The 19584-nt window shown below is 65.5% G+C and carries 20 protein-coding genes; 9 read left to right on the forward strand and 11 right to left on the reverse strand.

Translation table 11 applies throughout. The features are described 5' to 3' along the window. Position 1: 1 nt before the first annotated feature. The 8 genes from FHW64_RS10945 to FHW64_RS10980 all read left to right on the forward strand — a co-directional run bounded on the left by FHW64_RS10945 (position 2) and on the right by FHW64_RS10980 (position 9162). The gene (locus FHW64_RS10945; protein WP_184525884.1) at positions 2–1561 is read left to right on the forward strand and encodes a DHA2 family efflux MFS transporter permease subunit; all 1560 of its coding nucleotides are present in this window, start codon (positions 2–4) and stop codon (positions 1559–1561) included. Positions 1562–1749: 188 nt separating this feature from the next. After that, the gene (locus FHW64_RS10950) at positions 1750–2520 is read left to right on the forward strand and encodes an ABC transporter ATP-binding protein (protein WP_184525886.1); all 771 of its coding nucleotides are present in this window, start codon (positions 1750–1752) and stop codon (positions 2518–2520) included. Continuing rightward, positions 2520–3230: an ABC transporter ATP-binding protein gene (locus FHW64_RS10955; protein WP_184525888.1), complete on the forward strand. Its 711-nt coding sequence runs from the start codon at positions 2520–2522 to the stop codon at positions 3228–3230. Before FHW64_RS10950 ends, FHW64_RS10955 begins: the two co-directional genes overlap by 1 nt. 32 nt (positions 3231–3262) lie before the next feature. After that, the gene (locus tag FHW64_RS10960) at positions 3263–4456 is read left to right on the forward strand and encodes an ABC transporter substrate-binding protein (protein WP_184525890.1); all 1194 of its coding nucleotides are present in this window, start codon (positions 3263–3265) and stop codon (positions 4454–4456) included. Positions 4457–4502: 46 nt separating this feature from the next. Then, on the forward strand, positions 4503–5696 hold the full coding sequence (locus FHW64_RS10965) for an ABC transporter substrate-binding protein (protein WP_184525892.1): 1194 nt from the start codon (positions 4503–4505) through the stop codon (positions 5694–5696). Between the two features lie 10 nt (positions 5697–5706). Then, positions 5707–6582 (forward strand): branched-chain amino acid ABC transporter permease, encoded by an 876-nt coding sequence (locus FHW64_RS10970; protein ID WP_184525894.1) that lies wholly within the window; start codon positions 5707–5709, stop codon positions 6580–6582. Positions 6583–6598: 16 nt separating this feature from the next. Then, a complete protein-coding gene (locus FHW64_RS10975; RefSeq protein ID WP_184525896.1) occupies positions 6599–7588 on the forward strand; it encodes a branched-chain amino acid ABC transporter permease in 990 nt (329 codons plus the stop codon). Positions 7589–7593: 5 nt separating this feature from the next. Beyond that, positions 7594–9162, forward strand: coding sequence for a serine hydrolase (locus FHW64_RS10980; RefSeq protein WP_184525898.1), 1569 nt, complete (start codon positions 7594–7596; stop codon positions 9160–9162). 13 nt (positions 9163–9175) lie between these two features. On the opposite strand, the gene FHW64_RS10985 is transcribed toward FHW64_RS10980, so the two are convergent. From FHW64_RS10985 to FHW64_RS11020, 8 genes are read right to left on the reverse strand one after another with little or no spacing between them, the layout of a single operon-like run. Further along, positions 9176–9967, reverse strand: a complete 792-nt coding sequence (locus tag FHW64_RS10985) for an enoyl-CoA hydratase/isomerase family protein (RefSeq protein WP_260303738.1) — start codon at positions 9965–9967, stop codon at positions 9176–9178. 17 nt (positions 9968–9984) lie between these two features. Continuing rightward, positions 9985–11013: a CaiB/BaiF CoA-transferase family protein gene (locus FHW64_RS10990; protein ID WP_184525900.1), complete on the reverse strand. Its 1029-nt coding sequence runs from the start codon at positions 11011–11013 to the stop codon at positions 9985–9987. Then, a complete protein-coding gene (locus tag FHW64_RS10995) occupies positions 11010–12161 on the reverse strand; it encodes an acyl-CoA dehydrogenase family protein (RefSeq protein WP_184525902.1) in 1152 nt (383 codons plus the stop codon). Before FHW64_RS10995 ends, FHW64_RS10990 begins: the two co-directional genes overlap by 4 nt. 13 nt (positions 12162–12174) lie before the next feature. Next, the gene (locus FHW64_RS11000; protein WP_184525903.1) at positions 12175–13005 is read right to left on the reverse strand and encodes an SDR family NAD(P)-dependent oxidoreductase; all 831 of its coding nucleotides are present in this window, start codon (positions 13003–13005) and stop codon (positions 12175–12177) included. 35 nt (positions 13006–13040) lie between these two features. After that, entirely contained in the window at positions 13041–13460 is a 420-nt protein-coding gene (locus tag FHW64_RS11005; RefSeq protein ID WP_184525905.1) for a MaoC family dehydratase, read from the reverse strand. Between the two features lie 4 nt (positions 13461–13464). Then, positions 13465–13905, reverse strand: coding sequence for a MaoC family dehydratase N-terminal domain-containing protein (locus FHW64_RS11010; protein WP_184525907.1), 441 nt, complete (start codon positions 13903–13905; stop codon positions 13465–13467). A 13-nt stretch (positions 13906–13918) separates the two neighbouring features. Continuing rightward, positions 13919–15100, reverse strand: coding sequence for a lipid-transfer protein (locus FHW64_RS11015; RefSeq protein WP_184525909.1), 1182 nt, complete (start codon positions 15098–15100; stop codon positions 13919–13921). 28 nt (positions 15101–15128) lie between these two features. Further along, positions 15129–16688, reverse strand: a complete 1560-nt coding sequence (locus FHW64_RS11020; protein WP_184525911.1) for a long-chain-fatty-acid--CoA ligase — start codon at positions 16686–16688, stop codon at positions 15129–15131. A 126-nt stretch (positions 16689–16814) separates the two neighbouring features. Here FHW64_RS11020 and FHW64_RS11025 point away from each other — a divergent pair, with 126 nt between their 5' ends. Beyond that, positions 16815–17855: an AraC family transcriptional regulator gene (locus tag FHW64_RS11025; RefSeq protein WP_311733281.1), complete on the forward strand. Its 1041-nt coding sequence runs from the start codon at positions 16815–16817 to the stop codon at positions 17853–17855. Here the strand turns inward: FHW64_RS11025 and FHW64_RS11030 are convergent. The 3 genes from FHW64_RS11030 to FHW64_RS11040 all read right to left on the reverse strand — a co-directional run bounded on the left by FHW64_RS11030 (position 17852) and on the right by FHW64_RS11040 (position 19540). After that, on the reverse strand, positions 17852–18493 hold the full coding sequence (locus tag FHW64_RS11030; RefSeq protein WP_184525913.1) for an FABP family protein: 642 nt from the start codon (positions 18491–18493) through the stop codon (positions 17852–17854). The two genes, FHW64_RS11025 and FHW64_RS11030, sit on opposite strands and share 4 nt — an antisense overlap. Before the next feature lie 83 nt (positions 18494–18576). Next, the gene (locus FHW64_RS11035; protein ID WP_184525915.1) at positions 18577–19038 is read right to left on the reverse strand and encodes a molybdopterin-dependent oxidoreductase; all 462 of its coding nucleotides are present in this window, start codon (positions 19036–19038) and stop codon (positions 18577–18579) included. A gap of 127 nt (positions 19039–19165) precedes the next feature. After that, on the reverse strand, positions 19166–19540 hold the full coding sequence (locus tag FHW64_RS11040; RefSeq protein ID WP_184525917.1) for a DUF779 domain-containing protein: 375 nt from the start codon (positions 19538–19540) through the stop codon (positions 19166–19168). Positions 19541–19584 lie beyond the last annotated feature (44 nt).

A 19584-nucleotide genomic window follows, 5' to 3' on the forward strand; every position in this document is an offset into this window, starting at 1 on the left:
AATGTCGAACGCCGCTGCACCGCAGCCGCTTCCGCCGCTCGAAGGTTCCGCACGCTTGTGGGGGACCATCGCGCTGTCGGCCGCGACCTTCATGAACGTGCTGGACACCTCGATCGCGAACGTGTCGCTGCCGGCGATTTCCGGCGACCTCGGTGTGAGCTCCACGCAGGGCACCTGGGTCATCACCAGCTTCGCGGTGTCCAACGCCATTGCGGTGCCGCTCACGGGCTGGCTCACGCAGCGCTTCGGGCAGGTGCGCCTGTTTATGGCGAGCGTGTTGCTCTTCATCATCAGCTCGTGGCTGTGCGGTCTCGCGCCCAACATGACGATGCTGATCGCCTTCCGTGCGCTGCAGGGCTTCGTCGCGGGGCCGATGATCCCGTTGTCGCAGACGCTGCTGCTGTCGAGCTATCCGCGCGCCAAAGCGGGCCTGGCCATGGCGATGTGGTCGATGACCACGCTGGTTGCGCCGGTGATGGGGCCGCTGCTCGGCGGTTGGATCACCGACAACATCTCGTGGCCGTGGATCTTCTACATCAACATTCCCGTGGGTCTTCTGGCGGCCGGCATCACGTGGGGTATCTACCACAAGCGTGAGAGCGCGACGCGCAAGGTGCCCATCGACGGCATCGGACTTGCGTTGCTGGTCCTGTGGGTGGGTTCGCTGCAGCTCATGCTCGACAAGGGCAAGGAGCTCGACTGGTTCCACTCGCCCGAGATCGTGACGCTGGCTGTGGTTGCGAGCGTGGGCTTCGCCTTCTTCCTGGTCTGGGAGCTCACCGACAAGCATCCGGTGGTTGATCTGTCGCTGTTCAAGCGCCGCAACTTCTGGTCGGGCGCGTTCGCGACCGCGGTGGCCTATGGGCTCTTCTTCGGCAACGTGGTGATCCTGCCGCTGTGGCTGCAGCAGTTCATGGGTTACACCGCCACGCAGGCGGGGATGATCATGGCGCCGGTGGGGCTGCTGGCGATCTTCTTCTCGCCGATCGTTGGCATGACGGTGGGGAAGGTCGATCCGCGCCGCTATGCGACGTTCTCGTTCCTGGTCTTCGCGCTGGTGTTGTGGATGCGTTCCAACTTCAACACCCAGGCGGACTTCTGGACGATCATGATCCCGACGGTCATCCAGGGCGTTGCGATGGCGTTCTTCTTCATTCCGCTGGTGACGATCACGCTGTCGGGCCTCACGCCGGACCGCATCCCCGCCGCATCGGGCCTGTCGAACTTCCTGCGCATTACCGCGGGCGCCATTGGCACCTCGACGGCGACCACGCTGTGGGAGAACAGGGCGGCGCTGCATCACGCGCAGCTCGTCGAAGCGGTGAACCAGGGCAGCTCGGCCGCGACGGGCGCCATGGCCAACCTGGGCGGTGCCGGCTTCTCGGCCGAGCAGGTGCTGGGTCAGATCAATCGCCTGGTCGACCAGCAGGCCTTCATGCTCGCATCGAGCGATGTGTTCTACGGCTCTGCCGTGCTATTCCTGCTGCTGATTCCGCTGGTATGGCTGGCAAAGCCAGCGCGCGGAGGCGGATCTTCGGACGCCGCAGCCGGCGCGCACTGATTCGGCGCATCCGACCATCAAAGGGCCGCTCACGCGGCCCTTTTTTCGTGGGGCGAGCGTAGCTAGGCATTTGCCCCAGTAGGCAGCTTCGTTACCTCTGCGAACAATGCGGACGCGCAGCCATGGTGGCGCGCTCAGATGGACCGCATGACCGACTTTCCCCGCCAGCAAGAAGGTGACCGCGCGAGATGACCGACATCATTCTCGAAACGCACCAGCTCACCAAGGAATTCAAGGGCTTTACCGCAGTCAGCAAGGTTGATCTGTCGGTCGTTCGCGGATCCATCCATGCCTTGATCGGACCCAACGGTGCCGGCAAGACGACCTGCTTCAACCTGCTGACCAAATTCCTCGAGCCGACCTCGGGCACGATCCTGTTCAACGGCACGGACATCACGAGCGAACGGCCGGCGCAGATCGCGCGCCGCGGCATCATCCGCTCGTTCCAGATCTCGGCGGTCTTCCCGCACCTGACGCTGCTGGAGAACGTGCGCCTCGGACTGCAGCGCGCGCTCGGCACCTCGTACCACTTCTGGAAGAGCGAGAAATCGCTGACGCCGCTCAACGCGCGGGCGCGCGAACTGCTCGCGCAGGTCGGCCTGGAAGATCTCGCCGACGAGCTCACGGTCAACCTGCCGTACGGCCGCAAGCGCGCGCTCGAAATCGCGACCACACTCGCGATGGAACCTGAACTGATGCTGCTCGACGAGCCTACGCAGGGCATGGGCCATGAAGACGTGCATCGCGTTGCAGATCTCATCAAGCGCGTCTCGGCTGGCCGCACCATCCTCATGGTCGAGCACAACATGAGCGTGGTCTCGACGATCGCCGACACGATCACCGTGCTCCAGCGCGGTGCGGTGCTGGCCGAAGGGCCTTACGCCGAGGTCTCCCGCAACCCGCAGGTGATGGAAGCCTACATGGGCACCACCGAAGGCCAACTGCAGGGAGCCCACTGATGGCGGTTCCTGCACTCGAAATCAGCGGCCTGCAGGCCTGGTACGGCGAGTCGCACGTACTGCACGGCGTCGACATGGTCGTGCAGCCGGGCGAGGTCGTCACGCTGCTCGGCCGCAACGGCGCAGGGCGCACCACGACGATGCGCGCGATCCTCGGATTGACCGGTGCGCGCAAGGGCAGCATCAAGGTCAACGGCAACGAGACGATCCATCTGCCGACGCATCGCATCGCGCACTTCGGCATAGGCTACTGCCCGGAAGAGCGCGGCATCTTCGCGAGCCTGTCATGCGAAGAGAACCTGATGCTCCCGCCTCCGTTGAAGGGCGGCGACAAGGGCATGTCGGTGGACGAGATCTACGCGATGTTCCCCAATCTCGCCGAGCGCAGGCACAGCCAGGGCACGCGCCTGTCGGGCGGCGAACAGCAGATGCTCGCCGTCGGCCGCATCCTGCGTACGGGCGCCAAGCTGCTCCTGCTCGACGAAATCTCCGAAGGTCTGGCGCCGGTCATCGTGCAGGCGCTGGCGCGAATGATCCACACCCTGCGCGGCAAGGGTTACACCGTGGTGATGGTGGAGCAGAACTTCCGCTTCGCCGCGCCGCTCGCCGATCGTTTCTACGTGATGGAGCACGGCCGAATGGTCGAGGCTTTCAGCGCCGCCGAACTCGACGCCAAGATGCCGGTGCTCAACGAGCTGCTGGGCGTCTGATTCCCCAACTTTTTGACTGGATGGAGCAAAGCATGAAGACATCTCTCTCCGCACTCTCGCTCGCCGTGGCCGCACTGGCCCTCGCATCCGGCGCCCATGCGCAGGAAAAAGTGAAGATCGGTTTCGTGACGGACATGTCGAGCCTCTACGCCGATGTCGAAGGCAAGAACGGCGCGCTCGCCATCCAGATGGCGATCGACGACTTCGGCGGCAAGGTGCTCGGGCAGCCGATCGAGCTGCTCACTGCCGACCATCAGAACAAGGCCGACATCGCCGCGTCGAAGGCGCGCGAATGGATCGACACCGACGGCGTGACGATGGTCTTCGGCGGCACCAACTCCGGCACCGCGCTCGCGACCGCGAAGGTCGCGCAGGAAAAGAAGCGCGTGTACTTCAACAACGGCGCGGCGACCTCCGCGCTGACGAACGAACAGTGCAGCCCCTACACGGTGCACTACGCGTACGACACGGTCGCGCTCGCCAAGGGCACGGGCGGTGCGGTGGTCGACCGCGGCGGCAAGAGCTGGTTCTTCCTGACCGCCGACTACGCTTTCGGCCATGCGCTCGAAGCCGATACCAGCGCCGTCGTGAAGGCCAAGGGTGGCACGGTGGTGGGTGCGGTGCGCCATCCGCTCAACGCGTCGGACTTCTCGTCCTTCCTGCTGCAGGCACAGAACTCCAAGGCGCAGATCCTGGGCCTTGCCAACGCGGGCGGCGACACGATCAACTCGATCAAGGCGGCCAAGGAATTCGGGATCGGCAAGAACATGAAGCTCGCCGGCCTGCTGATCTTCCTGAGCGACATCCACAGCCTGGGCCTGAAGAACACCGAAGGCCTGCTGCACACGACGAGTTGGTATTGGGATCTCAACGACCAGACGCGCGCCTTCGGCAAGAAGTTCTTCGACAAGACCAAGCGCATGCCCACGGACATCCAGGCCGCCGACTACTCGGCCACGATGACCTACCTGAAGGCTGTGCAGGCCGCCAAGACGACCGATGCCGACAAGGTCATGGCCGAACTCAGGAACATGAAGCTCGACGACTTCTACGCCAAGGGCCAGATCCGTGCCGACGGCCGCTACGTCCACGACATGTACCTCGTCGAGGTGAAGACGCCGGCCGAATCGAAGCAGCCCTGGGACTACCTGAAGGTCATCACCAAGCTGCCGGGCGACCAGGTCTTCACGGCCAAGGCCGACTCCAAGTGCGCTTTGTGGAAGTGAAGCGCACCCCCACGATTGTTTCGTTCCCCTTCAACCAGTACAGCACATGAAAAAGACCCTCGCACTTTCCGCCGTCTCTCTCGCTATCGCGCTCGCGGCAGGCGCCGCACAGGCCGAAGACAAGGTCAAGATCGGCTTCATCACCGACATGTCGAGCCTCTACGCGGACGTCGAGGGCAAGAACGGCACGACCGCGATCCAGATGGCCATCGACGATTTCGGCGGCAAGGTCAACGGCATGCCCATCGAGCTGCTCTCGGCCGACCACCAGAACAAGGCCGACATCGCCGCGTCGAAGGCGCGTGAGTGGATCGACACCGAGAACCTCACGATGCTCTTCGGCGGTACCAACTCCGGCACCGGCCTCGCGATGGCGAAGGTCGCGCAAGAGAAGAAGCGCGTCTTCGTGGTCAATGGTGCGGGCACCTCCGCGTTGACCAACGAGCAGTGCAGCCCCTACACCGTCCACTACGCCTACGACACGGTGGCGCTCGCCAAGGGCACCGGCGGTGCGGTCGTCGCCAACGGCGGCAAGAACTGGTTCTTCCTGACCGCCGACTACGCCTTCGGCGCGGCGCTCGAAGCCGACACCGCCAAGGTCGTGAAGGAGAAGGGCGGCACGGTGGTCGGCAGCGTCAAGCATCCGCTCAACGCGTCCGACTTCTCGTCGTTCCTGCTGCAGGCACAGAACTCCAAGGCACAGATCCTCGGCCTCGCCAACGCCGGCGGCGACACGATCAATGCGATCAAGGCCGCCAAGGAATTCGGGATCACCAAGAACATGAAGATGGCCGGCCTGCTGGTGTTCATTACCGACATCCACAGCCTGGGCTTGAAGAACACCGAAGGCCTGCTGCTCACCACCAGCTGGGACTGGAACCTGAACGAGCAAACGCGTGCGTTCGGCAAGCGATTCTTTGACAAGACCAAGCGCATGCCGACCGATATCCAGGCCGCTGACTATTCAGCGACGATGGCCTACCTGAAAGCGGTGCAGGCCGCCAAGACAGTCGATGCAGACAAGGTGATGGCGCAACTCAAGGCAACGCCCATCAACGACTTCTATGCCAAGGGCAACATCCGCGCCGATGGCCGTTTCGTGCATGACATGTACCTCATGCAAGTGAAGTCGCCGTCCGAATCGACCCAACCGTGGGACTACTACAAGGTCGTCGCCAAGCTGCCGGGCGAAGAGGTCTTCACGACCAAGGCCGAGTCCAAGTGCGCTCTCTGGAAGTAACGCCTAGTTCATGAGCATTTCTCTTCCTGCCCTGTTGAGCCAGCTCCTGCTGGGGCTGGTCAACGGGTCGTTCTACGCCATCCTGAGCCTCGGGCTCGCGGTCATCTTCGGCCTGCTCAACGTCATCAACTTCGCGCATGGCGCGCTGTTCATGCTGGGCGCGGTGTCGACCTGGATGGCGATGAACTACTTCAACGTCAACTACTGGGTGATGTTGATCGTCGCGCCGGTGCTCGTCGGCCTGTTCGGCGTCGTCATCGAGCGGCTGCTGCTGCGCTGGATCTACAAGCTCGATCATCTCTACGGCCTGCTGCTGACCCTCGGGCTCACACTGCTGATCGAAGGCGTGTTCCGCTCCATCTACGGCGTCTCGGGCCTGCCCTACGACACGCCCGATGCGCTGGCGAGCGCGACCGACCTCGGCTTCATGATCCTGCCCAACTACCGCGCGTGGGTCGTGGTGGCCTCGCTCGTGGTGTGCTTCGCGACCTGGTTCGTCATCGAGAAGACCCGCATCGGCGCCTACTTGCGGGCGGGCACCGAGAACCCGCGGCTCGTGGAGGCCTTCGGCGTCAACGTGCCGCTGATGATCACGCTCACCTACGGCTTCGGCGTTGCGCTTGCGGCCTTCGCGGGCGTGCTCGCCGCACCGGTGATCCAGGTGTCGCCGCTAATGGGGCAGAACCTCATCATCGTGGTGTTCGCGGTGGTGGTGATCGGCGGCATGGGCTCGATCATGGGCGCGATCCTCACCGGTCTTGGCCTTGGCGTCATCGAGGGCCTGACCAAGGTGTTCTATCCGGAGGCGTCGTCCACCGTCGTGTTCGTGATCATGGTCATCGTGCTGCTCATCCGCCCCGCCGGCCTGTTCGGCAAAGAGAAATAAGAAGACGGCAAGCCGCATGAAAAAGACTTCGACCGTCATCTACCTGATCCTCCTGGCCGCGCTCATCGTGGCGCCATTTGCCGGTGCCTATCCGGTGTTCGTGATGAAGCTGATGTGCTTCGCGCTGTTCGCTTCGGCCTTCAACCTGCTGCTCGGCTACACCGGCCTGCTGTCCTTCGGCCACGCGGCCTTTCTCGGTGGCTCGGCCTACATCGCGGGCCAGGCGATCAAGGTCTGGGGCGTGACGCCCGAGATCGGCCTCATCCTCGGCACGCTCACCGGCGCGCTTCTGGGCTGGATCTTCGGCGTGCTCGCGATCCGCCGGCAGGGCATCTACTTCGCGATGATCACGCTTGCGCTCGCGCAGATGGTGTTCTTCGTCGCGCTGCAGGCCAAGTTCACCGGCGGCGAGGACGGCCTGCAAGGCGTGCCGCGCGGCAAGCTCTTCGGCGTTATCGACCTGCAGAGCGACCTGACGATGTACTACGTGACGCTGGCGATCGTGGTCGCGGCCTTCCTGCTTATCGTCCGGACCATCCATTCGCCGTTCGGCCAGGTGCTGAAGGGCATCAAGGAAAACGAGCCGCGCGCGCTGTCGCTGGGCTACGACGTGAGCCGCTTCAAGCTGCTCGCGTTCGTGATCTCGGCGGCGCTCTCGGGCCTCGCGGGTTCGCTCAAGACACTGGTGCTCGGTTTCGCCACGCTGTCCGACGTGCACTGGAGCGCGTCGGGCCAGGTCATCCTCATGACGCTGGTCGGTGGTCTTGGCACGCTCTCCGGACCGCTGGTGGGTTCGGCCGTGGTGGTGCTGCTCGAGAACAAGATCGGCGAGTTCGGCCACCTGCTTGCACGCATCACGACCGTCGACTGGTTCAACACCCTGGGCGAATCGGTCACCATCGTCACCGGCCTGATCTTCGTGATCTGCGTGCTCGCATTCCGGCGCGGCGTGATGGGCGAGATCATCGCCTTCATCGATCGGCGGCGCGGCGTGTCGAAGGGCTGAGCGACTTGCGACCGAAGAACCGTCCGGCCCGCATTGCGCTTGCCGCGACGACGGCGACGCTCGTTGTGTCGGCGCTTGTTTCATGCGGGGGTGGAGGTGGTGGCGGTGGCGGCGCCCTGGTCGGTGCGGGGCAGACGACGCCAGCAGCCACGACCGCCGAACTGCCGGCGCGCGAAGCCCTCATTGCGCGCGCTCGCAGCCTTGAAATCGACACGCCCTATGTTCCGCCGCCGGGCGATCCGCTGGAGCACAACACCGCGGGCTACGCAAAGACGGTGTGTTCCAACGTCTTCATCACGGGGATGAGCCCCGACGTGGCGGCTGAAGCCACTGGCTATTTCACGGGCCCCTACGCGCAGCGAAGCAAGGTTGGAACGCCGGTTGTCGATCGCACGAACAACGAAGTGCGCATCACGATGACGAACGGCAAGACGCTCACCGCGCGCTACTACGGCTCGCAAGGCTGCGTCACGCTGGCGGCCGGCGCGACGGATGTGTCCTTCAAGCCCGAATCCGTGACCAGTGCGCTGCCCGACCCGAGCACGCAGTCCTGGCCCATGGGCGATGTCCTTCCGGCCGACAGCGGTCTCACGTTCAATTCGGCGATCGTCGGGCAGGCCGTGGCGGCGCCTTTCGAACAGCCCGGCGCCTACACCACGGCCTTCGTCGTGACCCACAAGGGCCGCATCATCGGCGAGCGCTACATGAGCGGCGTCACGCCCACCACGCCACTGGAATCGTGGTCGATGGGAAAGAGCGTCACCGCCACGCTGATGGGCATCCTCATCAAGCAGGGTGTCTACACGCTCGATCAGCCGGCGCCCATTCCGGAATGGCAGACCGCAGGCGACAAGCGCCAGCAGATCCGCATTTCAGACCTTCTGCAGATGTCCAGCGGCCTGCGCATCAAGGCGCCCGACGATCCGGATTTCGACCCCAACGGGACGTACCCGGACCACATCTATTTCTACACGGGCCGCATCGACGCCTTCAACTACGCCGCCACCCGGCCGCAGCAATGGCCGCCCGGCGCGGTCGGTCGCTACCGCAACACGGATCCGGTGCTGGTCAACTATCTGATCCGGCTGGCAGTGGAGAAGCGCGGCGAGGACTACCTGTCTTTTCCGCAGCGGGCGCTGTTCGACAAGATCGGCGTGCGCTCGATGACCATCGAGCCCGACCCGTACGGCAACTTCCTGACGCAGGGCCACGACTTCATGTCGGCGCGCGACTGGGCGCGCTTGGCCAACCTCTATCTGCAGGACGGCGTCTGGAACGGCGAGCGCATCCTGCCCGAGGGATTCGTGAAGTTCGTCAGCTCCGTCGCGCCCGCCTGGGCGGCCGACAAGCGGCCCATCTACGGTGGCTTCTTCTGGCTCAACGGGATGGGGCAATGGCCGGTTCCGGCGTCGGCCTACTACATGCTTGGCGCGGGTGGGCAGTTCGTGATCATCATTCCGTCGCACGACCTCGTGGTGGTGCGCCTGGGCTATGACAAGGGCGAATCACTCTCGACGGCTGGCGTGCAGAAGGCGCTGTCGCTCCTGATGCAGGCCATCGTGCCCTCGCAGTAGCTGCTCGTCTGCATCAGAACCGCGGAGCTCGCCGCTCCATGAATGCGCGCACACCTTCACGCGCGTCGTCGCTGTGCGCGCGTTCGGCGAGCAGGGCATGTTCCATCCGGAGATGGGCCTGCAGGTCACGTCCCGGAAGGCCGCTGCACAAGGTCTTGATGGCCGCCAGCGAACCGCTCGCGGCATTCGCCAGGCGATGCGCAAGGGCTTCCGCCGCCGCCTGCAAGTCGCCGTCGGGATGCAGCGAGTCCACTGCGCCACGGGCGAGGCATTCCCTGGCATCGATCGCATCGCTCAGCATCAACCATTGCTGCGCACGCACAGCACCCACCCGACGCGCCAGGAAGAAGGAAGCACCGACGTCCGGCGAGAGCCCGATGGCCGCGTAGCCGGTGCGCAGCTTCATTGACTCCGCGGCGAGGACGAAGTCGGCGCAGAGCGCGAGCCCGATGCCCGCGCCGCCGACCGGACCGTTCACGACGGAGATCACGGGCAGTGGTGCGGTCGCAAGCCGGTACAGCGCCGGATGCAGCGGTTCGAGGATCTCGTCGACGAGCGCGTCCAGCGCCGGGCCTGCGGCGACGAATTCTTCGATGTCTCCGCCAGCGCAGAACACTCGGCCTTCTGCAGCCAGCAGCACGACGCGCGGCTTGCTGTCCAACACCTCGTCGATGGCGCGAACCAGCCCGCGACTCGCGCCGCTCGAAATGCTGTTGGCGCGATCGCCCCGCTTCAGCACGATGCGGCCGATGCGATCGGACACACCCCATGCGACGCCGTCGGCCTGCTGCATTGCCTCGTTCATGGTCTTCAGTCCTTTCGTTACTTCAAAGGCAGAAAACGCGGCGCGGCGGCCACTTCGATGCGCCCGCCTTCATGCTCGCGGTAGATGCCACGCGCGACGTTGTGCGGATGCCGTGCCGCTTCCGCGAGGCTGAGCACGGGCGCGAAGCACACATCGGTGCCTTCGAGCAGGGCGCACCAGTGCGCGCGAGGCTGGCTGGCGAACAGCGTTGTCATGCGCGCCTTCAAAGCCGGCCAATCCTCGATGCGGTACTGGGTCTGCGGATCGACGTCGTCGAGCCCCAGCTTCTGCAGAAGCAATGCGTAGAACTGCGGCTCCAGCGCGCCGAGCGTGACGAAGCCACCATCCGCGCAGGCATAGACGTCATAGAAGGGCGAATCGTGGAACGGGCTGGGTCGCGGTGCGTCGAGCTGTCCGGCGCTGCGGATCCATTGCACGAGTGTTCCGAGCATGGCCAGCACATCGACGATGGCGCCATCGACCACGCGTCCTTGACCGCTGCTGCGCGCATCCAGCAATGCGCATGCAATGCCGAAGGCGAGGCCAAGTGCGCCAGCTGCGTCGCCCATGACGGTCGGCGGCACGATCGGCGCCTGGCCGGAGCGCCCCGCCAGTGAAAGCAGACCCGTCAGCGCAACGTAGTTCAGGTCGTGTCCCGCCGCCTGCGACAGCGGCCCGTCCTGGCCCCAGCCGGTCATGCGGCCGTACACGAGACGCGGATTGCGCGCGGCGCAGTCCGCTGGGCCGAGCCCGAGCTTTTCCATCACGCCGGGCCGGTTGCCTTCGATCAACGCGTCGGCTTCGGCCACCAGCGCCATCGCCTTCGCGAGGTCGGCCGGCTGCTTGAGGTCGAGCGGCTGTACGGTCTTGCCGAGGCGCAAGGGGTTGTCGTGGGTACCGCCGAGCCGTTCGCTCACGGCGCCTTTCTGCGGACGTGCGATCACCGTCACCTCCGCGCCCATGTCGGCAAGCATGCGGCCCGCCAGCGGGCCCGGGCCGATGCCCTCGAACTCGACGATGCGGATACCGGCCAGCGGGGCTTTCATGCGGCCAGCTTTCGCGCGATGAGTTCCTTCATGATCTCGTTCGCGCCGCCGTAGATGCGCTGCACCCGCGAGTCCGCATAGAGGCGGGCGATCGGGTATTCGGCCATGTAGCCGTAGCCGCCGAAGAGCTGCAGACATTCGTCCACCACCTTGCATTGCTGCTCCGTGCACCACCACTTGGCCATGTAGGCGGAGGTGTCGTCGAGGTTGCCGTCGAGCAGGCGCTGCACGCAGTCATTGACGAAGCTGCGCACCACGTGCGCGAGGGTCGCGCACTCCGCCAGCTTGAAGCGTGTGTTCTGGAACTCGTAGAGCGACTGGCCGAAGGCCTTTCGCTCCTGCGTGTACTCCAGCGTGAGTTCGACTGCGCGCTCGATCACGGCGGCCGCAGGCACTGCCAGCAGCATCCGCTCGTATGGCAACTGGCTCATGAGCTGCGCGAAGCCGCGGCCTTCGACTTCACCCAGCAGATGGTCCGCCGGCACGCGTACGTTTTCGAAGAACAGCTCGGCCGTATCGGATGCATGCTGGCCGAGCTTCTCCAGCCGACGGCCGACGCGGAAGCCGGGGAGGTTTTCCGTCTCCAGCACCACCAGCGACACGCCGCGGCTGCCGGCTTCTCCGGTGCGCACGGCCACCACCAACAGGTTGGCGGTGAAGCCGTTGGTGATGAAGGTCTTGGCGCCGTCGATGACGTAGCTGTCGCCGTCGAGCCGTGCGCGGGTGCGCATCGCCTGCAAGTCGGAGCCGCAGCCGGGTTCGGTCATCGCGATGCCGGCCAGCATCTCGCCGCTGGCCAGTTTCGGCAGCCAGCGCCGCTTCTGTGCCTCGGTGCCGTATTCGAGGATGTAGTGGGCCGCGATGGTGTGCACCGCGGTGTTGGCGGGCATCTCGGCCTTGGCGAGTTCATCCTGCACCACGCACTGGTAGGCCAGGTTCACACCCGAGCCGCCGTAGGCCTCGTCGAGCTCGGGCAGCATGAAGCCCATGCTGCCGAACGGCACCCACACCTCGCGCGGCACGTAGCCCTGGCGGCGCCAGCCGTCGAGGCTGGGCACCATCTCGCCGGCGATATAGCGGCGCACCTGCTCGCGGAAGGCCTCGATGTCGTCGTCCATCCATTGGTGTCGATAGAGCGGGGGAAGCATTGCGTGCGCCTCCTCAGATGCCGGTGAGGCCGCCGGAGCACATCAGCGTCTGGCCGCTCACATAGTCCGACTCGGGCAGGCACAGCAGGAACACCGCGCCGGCCGCTTCCTCGGGCGTGCCGCCACGGCCCAGCGGAATGCCGCGCTCCATCGCCGCGAGCAGGTCGGGGTTCACGCCGACCTTGATCTCGCGGCCGTCGATGTTCGCGGTGCCGCCTTCGGCCGCGTTGCCGGTCAGGCGGGTCTTGATGAAGCCGTAGGCCACCGCGTTGACGGTGACGTTCAGTCGGCCCCACTCCTTGGCCAGCGTCTGCGTCATGCCCAGGATGCCGGCCTTGGCGGTCGAGTAGTTCACCTGGCCCGCGTTGCCGAAGAGGCCCGCCACCGACGAGATGTTGACCACCTTGCGCACCGAGCGCTTGCCCGCTGCCTGGTCGGCTTTGCTGAGATCGCGCATCACCGGATAGGCCGCGCGCAGGATGCGGAAGGGTGCCGTCAGGTGGCAGTCGATCATGGCGTACCACTGCTCGTCGGTCATCTTCTGGATCACGTTGTCCCAGGTGTAGCCGGCGTTGTTGACGATGATGTCCAGGCCCTTGTATTCGCTGACGGCGGTGCCGATGAAGCGCTCGGCGAAGTCCGGTGCGGTGACGCTGCCGGGGCAGGCGACCGCTTGTCCGCCTGCGGCGCGGATTTCCGCGACGACTTCTTCAGCCGGCCCGGCGTCGAGGTCATTGATGACGACGCGCGCGCCTTCGGAGGCGAACTTGAGTGCGATGGCGCGGCCGATGCCGCGGCCCGAGCCGGTGACGAGGGCCACCTTGCCGTCGAGTCTGGGGTTCATGAAGAGTGTCTCCTTGCAAATGAATTGGGATGGGATCAGGGCAGCGCGACGACGGCTTCGCCGGCGATCTTGGTCTGCCCGTACTGGTTGGTGCTGTGCACTTCAACGCGCACGCGGCGTTCGCCTTCGGCCTCGAACTTCTCCACCACGCGGCCTTCGCAGCGAATGGCGTGGCCCAGGTGCGTGATGCCCTGGAACCGCGCATCGAAGCGCCGCAGGCGCGATTGCGGCGCCCAGCCGGTCAGCAGCCGGCCCAGCCAGGCCATGCCCAGCATGCCCTGCGCGAACACGTCCGGCATGCCGGAGCGGCGTGCGAAGTCGATGTCGATATGGATGGGGTTGTGGTCGCCCGAGGCGCCGCCGAACAGCGCCAGCGTGGTGCGGTCGACGGGCGGCAGTTGCAGGGCAGGCAACGCGTCGCCGATCTGGACGGAATCGAAAGTGGGTGCGGTCATGGTGTCAGTTCCTGCAGACGATCACGGTGCGCATCTCGGCGACGAGTTCGCCGTTCTGGTTGGTGGCGCGCGAGGCTTTCACGACGAATTCGAGTGCGCCGTTCTTCTTGTCGTAGATGTCCTCGATGCGCGAACGCACGGTGACGGTGTCGCCCACGCAGGCGCTGCGGTGGTAGGTAAAGCCCTGCTCGCCATGCAGCAGCTTCGACAACGGGATGCCCAGGTCGGCCAGCAGCTTGTCCGTCGCGCCGGAATCCAGCTCTGCCGCGAAGAGGAAGGTGGGCGGCGCCGGAAGATCCGGGTAGCCGGCGTCGCGCGCGGCAGCCTCGTCGGTATAGAGCGGATCGGTCTCGCCGATCGCCTTGGCGAAGAAGCGCAAACGGCTGCGTTCGATGGGGAGTTCGCTGGCGGGCAGCTCGTGCCCGATCCATTTCTTGTCGATCATCGTGGTGTCCTCTTCAGACGCGCTCGTAGAGCGTCACGACGCACGCGCCACCCAATCCCAGGTTGTGCTGCAGCGCCAGCCGCGCACCCTGCACCTGCCGCGCTTCAGCCGTGCCGCGCAGTTGCTGGACCAGCTCCGTGCATTGCGCGAGGCCGGTGGCGCCCAGCGGATGGCCCTTGGAAAGCAGGCCGCCCGAAGGATTCGTGACCACGGCGCCGCCGTAGGTGTTGTCACCATCCACCACGAACTTCTCCGCGCCGCCTTCGGGGCACAGGCCCAGCGATTCGTAGCTGATGAGTTCGTTGTGCGCGAAGCAGTCGTGCAGCTCGACCACATCGATGTCCTGCGGTCCCACGCCAGCTTGCTCGTAGACGCGCCGCGCAGCTTCCTTCGCCATGCTGAAGCCGACCACCTCGCGCATGTCGCGTGCTTCGAAAGTGGCCGCCGTGTCCGTGGTCATGGCCTGCGCCTTCACGCGAACGCTGCGATCGAGGTTGTGCGCCTTCGCGAAGGCTTCTGAGCAGATGATCGCGGCCGCCGCGCCGCAGGTGGGCGGGCAGGCCATCAGGCGCGTCATCACGCCGGGCCACATCACGGGCGCGGCCATCACTTCTTCTTCGCTCACCACGTTGCGGAAGAGGGCGACCGGGTTGTTCGCCGCATGGCGACTGGCCTTGGCGCGGATCTTCGCGAAGGTCGAAAGCTTCGTGCCGTACTGGTCCATGTGGGCCTTGCCGGCGCCGCCGAAGTAGCGCAGCGCGAGCGGAATATCGCCGTTGCCGACCAGCTCTTCGGTCGCACTGTCGAAACGGTCGAAGGGGCTGGGTCGGTCCGCGAACACGGCGCCGAGCGCGCCCGGGTTCATGTGCTCGAAGCCCAGGGCCAGCGCGCATTCCACCGCGCCGCTCTGCACCGCCTGGCGCGCGAGAAAGAGCGCTGTCGATCCGGTCGAGCAGTTGTTGTTGACGTTGACGATCGGAATGCCGCTCATGCCCACTTCGTAGAGGGCCCGCTGTCCGGCTGTGGAGTCGCCATAGACATAGCCGACGTAGGCCTGCTGCACCTGGTTGTAGTCAACGCCCGCATCGGCCAGCGCGGCGCGCGTGGCCACCGCAGCCATCTCGTGGTAGGGGGCGTGCTTGCCCGGCTTGGCGAAGGGAATCATGCCCACGCCGACGATGTACACATTGCTCATGGTGTGTCCTTTGTGTGTTTGAAAAAAATCAGCTCACCTGCCGCGCCTGGCCTTCCCAGAAGGGCTTGCGCAGTTCGGTCTTGAGTACCTTGCCGGCGCCGGAGAGCGGAAGCGCCTCGCGAAACTCCACGCTGCGCGGGCACTTGTAGCCCGCGATGAGCGTCTTGCAATGCGCGATCAGTTCGTCCGGCGTCACCTTCGCGCCCGGCCTCGGCACCAGCACGGCATGCACCGCTTCACCCCACTCGGCACTGGGTATGCCGATGACTGCGCTGGCGGCGACTGCCGGGTGCTGGGCGAGGGCGTTCTCGACCTCGGCCGAGAAGATGTTCTCGCCGCCGCTGATGATCATGTCCTTCAGGCGGTCGACGATGAAGATGAAACCGTCGTCGTCCATGTAACCGCCGTCGCCGGTGTGCATCCATCCGTTGCGAACGGCGGCCGCAGTCTGCTCGGGCTTGTTCCAGTAGCCCTGCATCACGTTCGGGCCGCGCGCCACGACTTCGCCCACCGTTCCGCGCGGCACTTCGCGGTCCTCGGGGTCGACGATGCGCACCTCGCAGCAGAAGCCCGCGCGGCCGGCCGAACGCAGCTTGCCTGCCGCCCGGCCTTCTTGCGTGTGATACCAGGCCGGGTTGATGGTGGCCAGCGGCGACAGTTCGGTCATGCCGTACGCCTGCACGAACTCCACCCCCGGCAGCGCCGTCATGGCGCGATCGAGCACGGCCTGGGAGATCGGCGAGGCGCCGTAGGCAATGGTCTTCAGCGAACTCAGGTCGCGCGGCTGCTTCATCGCGGGGTGGTCCACCAGCATCTGGATCATGGTGGGCACCAGCAGCAGATGCGTGACGCGATCGCGCTCCACGATGTCGAGCACCGCTTCCGGCGCATAGGCAGGGATCACGGAATGCGTGTTGCCCTCGATCCAGTGCGGCAGCGCCAGACCCATGTCGGCGAGATGGAACATCGGCGCAGCGTGCAGATACGTTCCGCCGGTACTCGCCAGGCCTTCCGAATGCAGTGCGAGGCCCGAGCTGCACATGTTGTTATGGCTCAGCATCACGCCCTTGGGGAAGCCGGTGGTGCCGCCGGTGTAGAAGATGCCGGCCAGGTCCTCGCCGCGGCGCGCCGCATCGGGCACAGGCTGCGCATCGGCGATCAGCGCCTCGTAGCCGTGCATGCCGGCCGGCACCTCGCCTTCGCCGCAATACACCACTTCGCGCAGCGTCGCCGCATCCTTGCGGATGGATTCGACCAGCGGGCGGAAGGTGTCGTCGACCAGCAGGACGATCGAGCCCGAATCGTTGAGCGCGTAAAGGATCTCGGCCGCCGACCAGCGGATGTTGCACGGGTTGAGCACGCCGCCACCCCACGGCACCGCCATCTGGTACTCGAGGTAGCGATCGGAATTCAGCGCCAGCATCGCGACGCGATCCCCTTCGCTCATGCCCAGGCTGCGCAGCGCACCAGCCAGCCGCGCGACGCGGTCGACGTACTCGCGGAAGCTCCGGCTCCGCTGGCCGAAGCGCACCGCGATGCGGTCGGGTTTCTGCTGAACGGCGCGATGCAGCGCTTGGGTAAGGTACATGTCTGTCTCCGTTGTGCCAGCGGTCTTGCGCAGGACTGTTTGTTGATGGGCCTGATGCTAGGAACGCGGACCCCGACTCACAATTGCAGAACGCATCGTTCGCATGGCAAATCACATCAATCCAAAGTGCGTCACCGACTGACGAAGAAGACACCGATCACCATTCCGGTCCCGATGGTGCGCGGCATGCTCGCCGGCATCGAGGCGCGCGGGGAGTCGAGCGACGCGTACCTGGCCGACGCGGCCATTCCTGCGGAGCTGCTGTCGCATCCCGGCGCACGCGTGACGGCGGAGCAATACGTTGCGCTGTTCCGTCTCCTGATCGAGCGGCGCGCCGACGAGAGCCTGGGGTTTCTCGCGCGCCCGCTCAAGCCGGGCAGCTTTGCGCTCATGGCGCATTCGGCCATGGGTGCGCGCAACCTCGACGAAGCCATCCGCCGCGTCGCGAAGACCTTCTGGTTGATGCGTGACGACGTGACGCTCGGTTTGCTGCGCGAAGGCGATCTAGCGGCCCTGGCACTGACGTTCAGCGACACCGTGGTCGCGCGCCAGCACTTTCTTCACGAACTCCTGCTACGGGTGTTCTGGCGGCTTGTCGCATGGCTCGCGGGTGGCCGCCTGCCGGCCACGCGCTTCGACTTCGAATTCGTCAGCCCACCGCACGTGAGCAGCTACAGCCAGGCCTTTCCGGCCCAGCTGCAGTTCGGCCAGGCGCACACCGCGATCTGGTTCGACGCGTCATGGCTGCAGGTGCCGGTGCGTCGCGACGAAGCCGCGCTACGCACGTTTCTGGCTGATGCGCAGGCCAACATCATCATGCCGCGCCGCAACGAAGACGAGACCAGCGCGCGCGTGCGCAATCACCTACGGCGCACCCAGCCAAGCTGGCCGGACCTCGCGGGGACGGCCTCCGCGATGCACATGTCCACCGCGACCCTGCAGCGGCGGCTGGCCATCGAGGGAACGTCCTTCCAGGCCCTGAAGGACGAGCTGCGGCGCGACGTGGCCATCGTGCGCCTGAACACCAGCACCACGCCGCTGGCGGAACTTGCGCTGGAACTGGGCTTTACCGATAGCGCGGGCTTCCAGCGCGCATTCAAGAGTTGGACCGGCAGCTCGCCCGGCGCCTACCGGCAGGGCAAGGCCGAGCGGGCAGCGCCGGGTTAGCGGGTCATAGCCGAAGCCAGCGGATTCGGCGACGGCTCGCCGATCCTGGTGAGCGTGTTCTTGTCGGTGTGGTGGAAGGGCTCGGCCTGCCCACGGATCTGCAGCACCGTGTCCTGCCGGTAGGTCCACGTGCCGTCGGCGTTGAATTCCACCTCGACGCGCCAGTCCGTCGTGGTGAAGGCGTGTTCGAGGAAGGGATTGGACACGATGCCGTTGGTGAGGCTGCCGCGCACCGCACTGAGCTCGAAGCGATCCGCATCCGCCGTCGCATGGCCCGTCGCCATCGCGATCTGCCCCCGCGGAATCGCGAGCGTGTGCAGCACCGTGCCGGTCGCGGGCTCCCAGAGCCAGTAGCCGACCTGGTCGTGATACATCTTGGTCAGCCCCGGCTTGTGGATGAAGGTGTGATAGCGCAGCCCGTAGTAGACCTGCGGGCCGTTGGTCTGCGGGTCGATCGGCTGCAGCTCGTAGTGCTCGACGTAGACCTGCGTCTTCGGCCCTTGCGCCTTGGGCTTCACGTCGACGCCTTTCTCTCCGCGCCAGAGCCCCGCCATGCGGCGCAGGGGCCCCAGATTGGCGAGCGTGTTGCCGTCGAGGTCGGAGGGTTCGGTGTAGATGTCTTCAGGGAAGTCGGACATGGCGGTGCGTGGGGGAGTTGGTGGGGGATGGAGATAGCCGGGCGATCCTACCTCCGCCCACCACCGCAGCCCAAGGCGCGCGATCAGAGCAGACGGACGCGGATCTCTCGAAGACCCCGGAGGTGCCGCGGTCCAAGTTGGCGATCGGCTGTCGCCAGGAGCGAAAGTGGTCCTACGGGCTCCCTGAGCAGCTCCCCGTCGCGTTCGTACACCACGAGCACGCCATCCCCAGCATCGGCGTTGTAGAGCTCGTTCCAGCTGAAGATGGCCTGATAGTCATCGGCGCCTTGTGCGATCACGACGCAGCGCTTCAACTCGGAACGTGGCTGCGAGGAAAAGCCGGACCGATCCAATAGATCGATGAGGCGAACGCCAACGTAGCTTTGAGCGCTGAAGACCGGTCGGCCGGTGAAGCAGTTCACCTGCGTCGGCCCCAGTTCCCGCCGCTTCAGTTGGAAGATCTCGGCCATGTCGATCTGCCGCGGATGAGGCACGTGGCCGCTAAGCGACAGCGTGGGCTCGGCGAGAACGGTTGCTGCTTTCATCCGCGTAGAAATATTGGGGGTGGCCCATTGTGGCGAGGCGAGGGGCCCTCGAACCATGGGTGCACAAATGACCCATATATCCTCGAGAATATAGCGAATGCCCGCCGGCGGCGGGTCACCTTGGCGGTCAGGCGATCGGATTCGCTTCGAGCCAGGCGGATTCCTCGTCCGAATACAGACGCGAGCGCGTGAGGAATCGCAGTCCTTCGGGGCCTTCCAGCGAGAACATGCCGCCGCGCCCCGGCACGACGTCGATGATCAATTGCGTGTGCTGCCAGTACTCGAATTGCGGACCGCTGATGTAGAAGGGCATGCCGCCGATGTGGCCGAGCAGCTTGTCGTAGTCGCCCACGATGAACTCGCCCTGGGGATAGCACATTGGCGCGCTGCCGTCGCAGCAGCCGCCCGACTGATGGAACATCAGCGGGCCGTGCTTCGCTGCGAGCTTCCCGATGAGGCCCAGCGAAGCATCGGTAGCCACTACTCGTTGAACAGACTGCATGAATGCCTTTCGAGCCGGCCCCGTGCGACCTCTCGGCCGCACGG

The organism is Variovorax sp. Sphag1AA (assembly GCF_014192575.1).
In the GTDB taxonomy this organism is placed as follows: Bacteria; Pseudomonadota; Gammaproteobacteria; order Burkholderiales; family Burkholderiaceae_C; genus Variovorax.

Excerpts from the sequence above, each read along its gene's own strand:
- FHW64_RS11035 (WP_184525915.1), bottom strand. The coding sequence starts at position 19,038 with ATGAAAGCAGCAACCGTTCTCGCCGAGCCCACGCTGTCGCTTAGCGGC.
- FHW64_RS10945 (WP_184525884.1), top strand. The coding sequence starts at position 2 with ATGTCGAACGCCGCTGCACCGCAGCCGCTTCCGCCGCTCGAAGGTTCC.
- FHW64_RS10955 (WP_184525888.1), top strand. The coding sequence starts at position 2,520 with ATGGCGGTTCCTGCACTCGAAATCAGCGGCCTGCAGGCCTGGTACGGC.
- FHW64_RS10995 (WP_184525902.1), bottom strand. The coding sequence starts at position 12,161 with ATGCTTCCCCCGCTCTATCGACACCAATGGATGGACGACGACATCGAG.
- FHW64_RS10965 (WP_184525892.1), top strand. The coding sequence starts at position 4,503 with ATGAAAAAGACCCTCGCACTTTCCGCCGTCTCTCTCGCTATCGCGCTC.
- FHW64_RS10975 (WP_184525896.1), top strand. The coding sequence starts at position 6,599 with ATGAAAAAGACTTCGACCGTCATCTACCTGATCCTCCTGGCCGCGCTC.
- FHW64_RS10970 (WP_184525894.1), top strand. The coding sequence starts at position 5,707 with ATGAGCATTTCTCTTCCTGCCCTGTTGAGCCAGCTCCTGCTGGGGCTG.
- FHW64_RS11015 (WP_184525909.1), bottom strand. The coding sequence starts at position 15,100 with ATGAGCAATGTGTACATCGTCGGCGTGGGCATGATTCCCTTCGCCAAG.
- FHW64_RS11020 (WP_184525911.1), bottom strand. The coding sequence starts at position 16,688 with ATGTACCTTACCCAAGCGCTGCATCGCGCCGTTCAGCAGAAACCCGAC.
- FHW64_RS11010 (WP_184525907.1), bottom strand. The coding sequence starts at position 13,905 with ATGATCGACAAGAAATGGATCGGGCACGAGCTGCCCGCCAGCGAACTC.
- FHW64_RS11000 (WP_184525903.1), bottom strand. The coding sequence starts at position 13,005 with ATGAACCCCAGACTCGACGGCAAGGTGGCCCTCGTCACCGGCTCGGGC.
- FHW64_RS10990 (WP_184525900.1), bottom strand. The coding sequence starts at position 11,013 with ATGAAAGCCCCGCTGGCCGGTATCCGCATCGTCGAGTTCGAGGGCATC.
- FHW64_RS11040 (WP_184525917.1), bottom strand. The coding sequence starts at position 19,540 with ATGCAGTCTGTTCAACGAGTAGTGGCTACCGATGCTTCGCTGGGCCTC.
- FHW64_RS10950 (WP_184525886.1), top strand. The coding sequence starts at position 1,750 with ATGACCGACATCATTCTCGAAACGCACCAGCTCACCAAGGAATTCAAG.
- FHW64_RS11030 (WP_184525913.1), bottom strand. The coding sequence starts at position 18,493 with ATGTCCGACTTCCCTGAAGACATCTACACCGAACCCTCCGACCTCGAC.
- FHW64_RS10985 (WP_260303738.1), bottom strand. The coding sequence starts at position 9,967 with ATGAACGAGGCAATGCAGCAGGCCGACGGCGTCGCATGGGGTGTGTCC.
- FHW64_RS10960 (WP_184525890.1), top strand. The coding sequence starts at position 3,263 with ATGAAGACATCTCTCTCCGCACTCTCGCTCGCCGTGGCCGCACTGGCC.
- FHW64_RS11005 (WP_184525905.1), bottom strand. The coding sequence starts at position 13,460 with ATGACCGCACCCACTTTCGATTCCGTCCAGATCGGCGACGCGTTGCCT.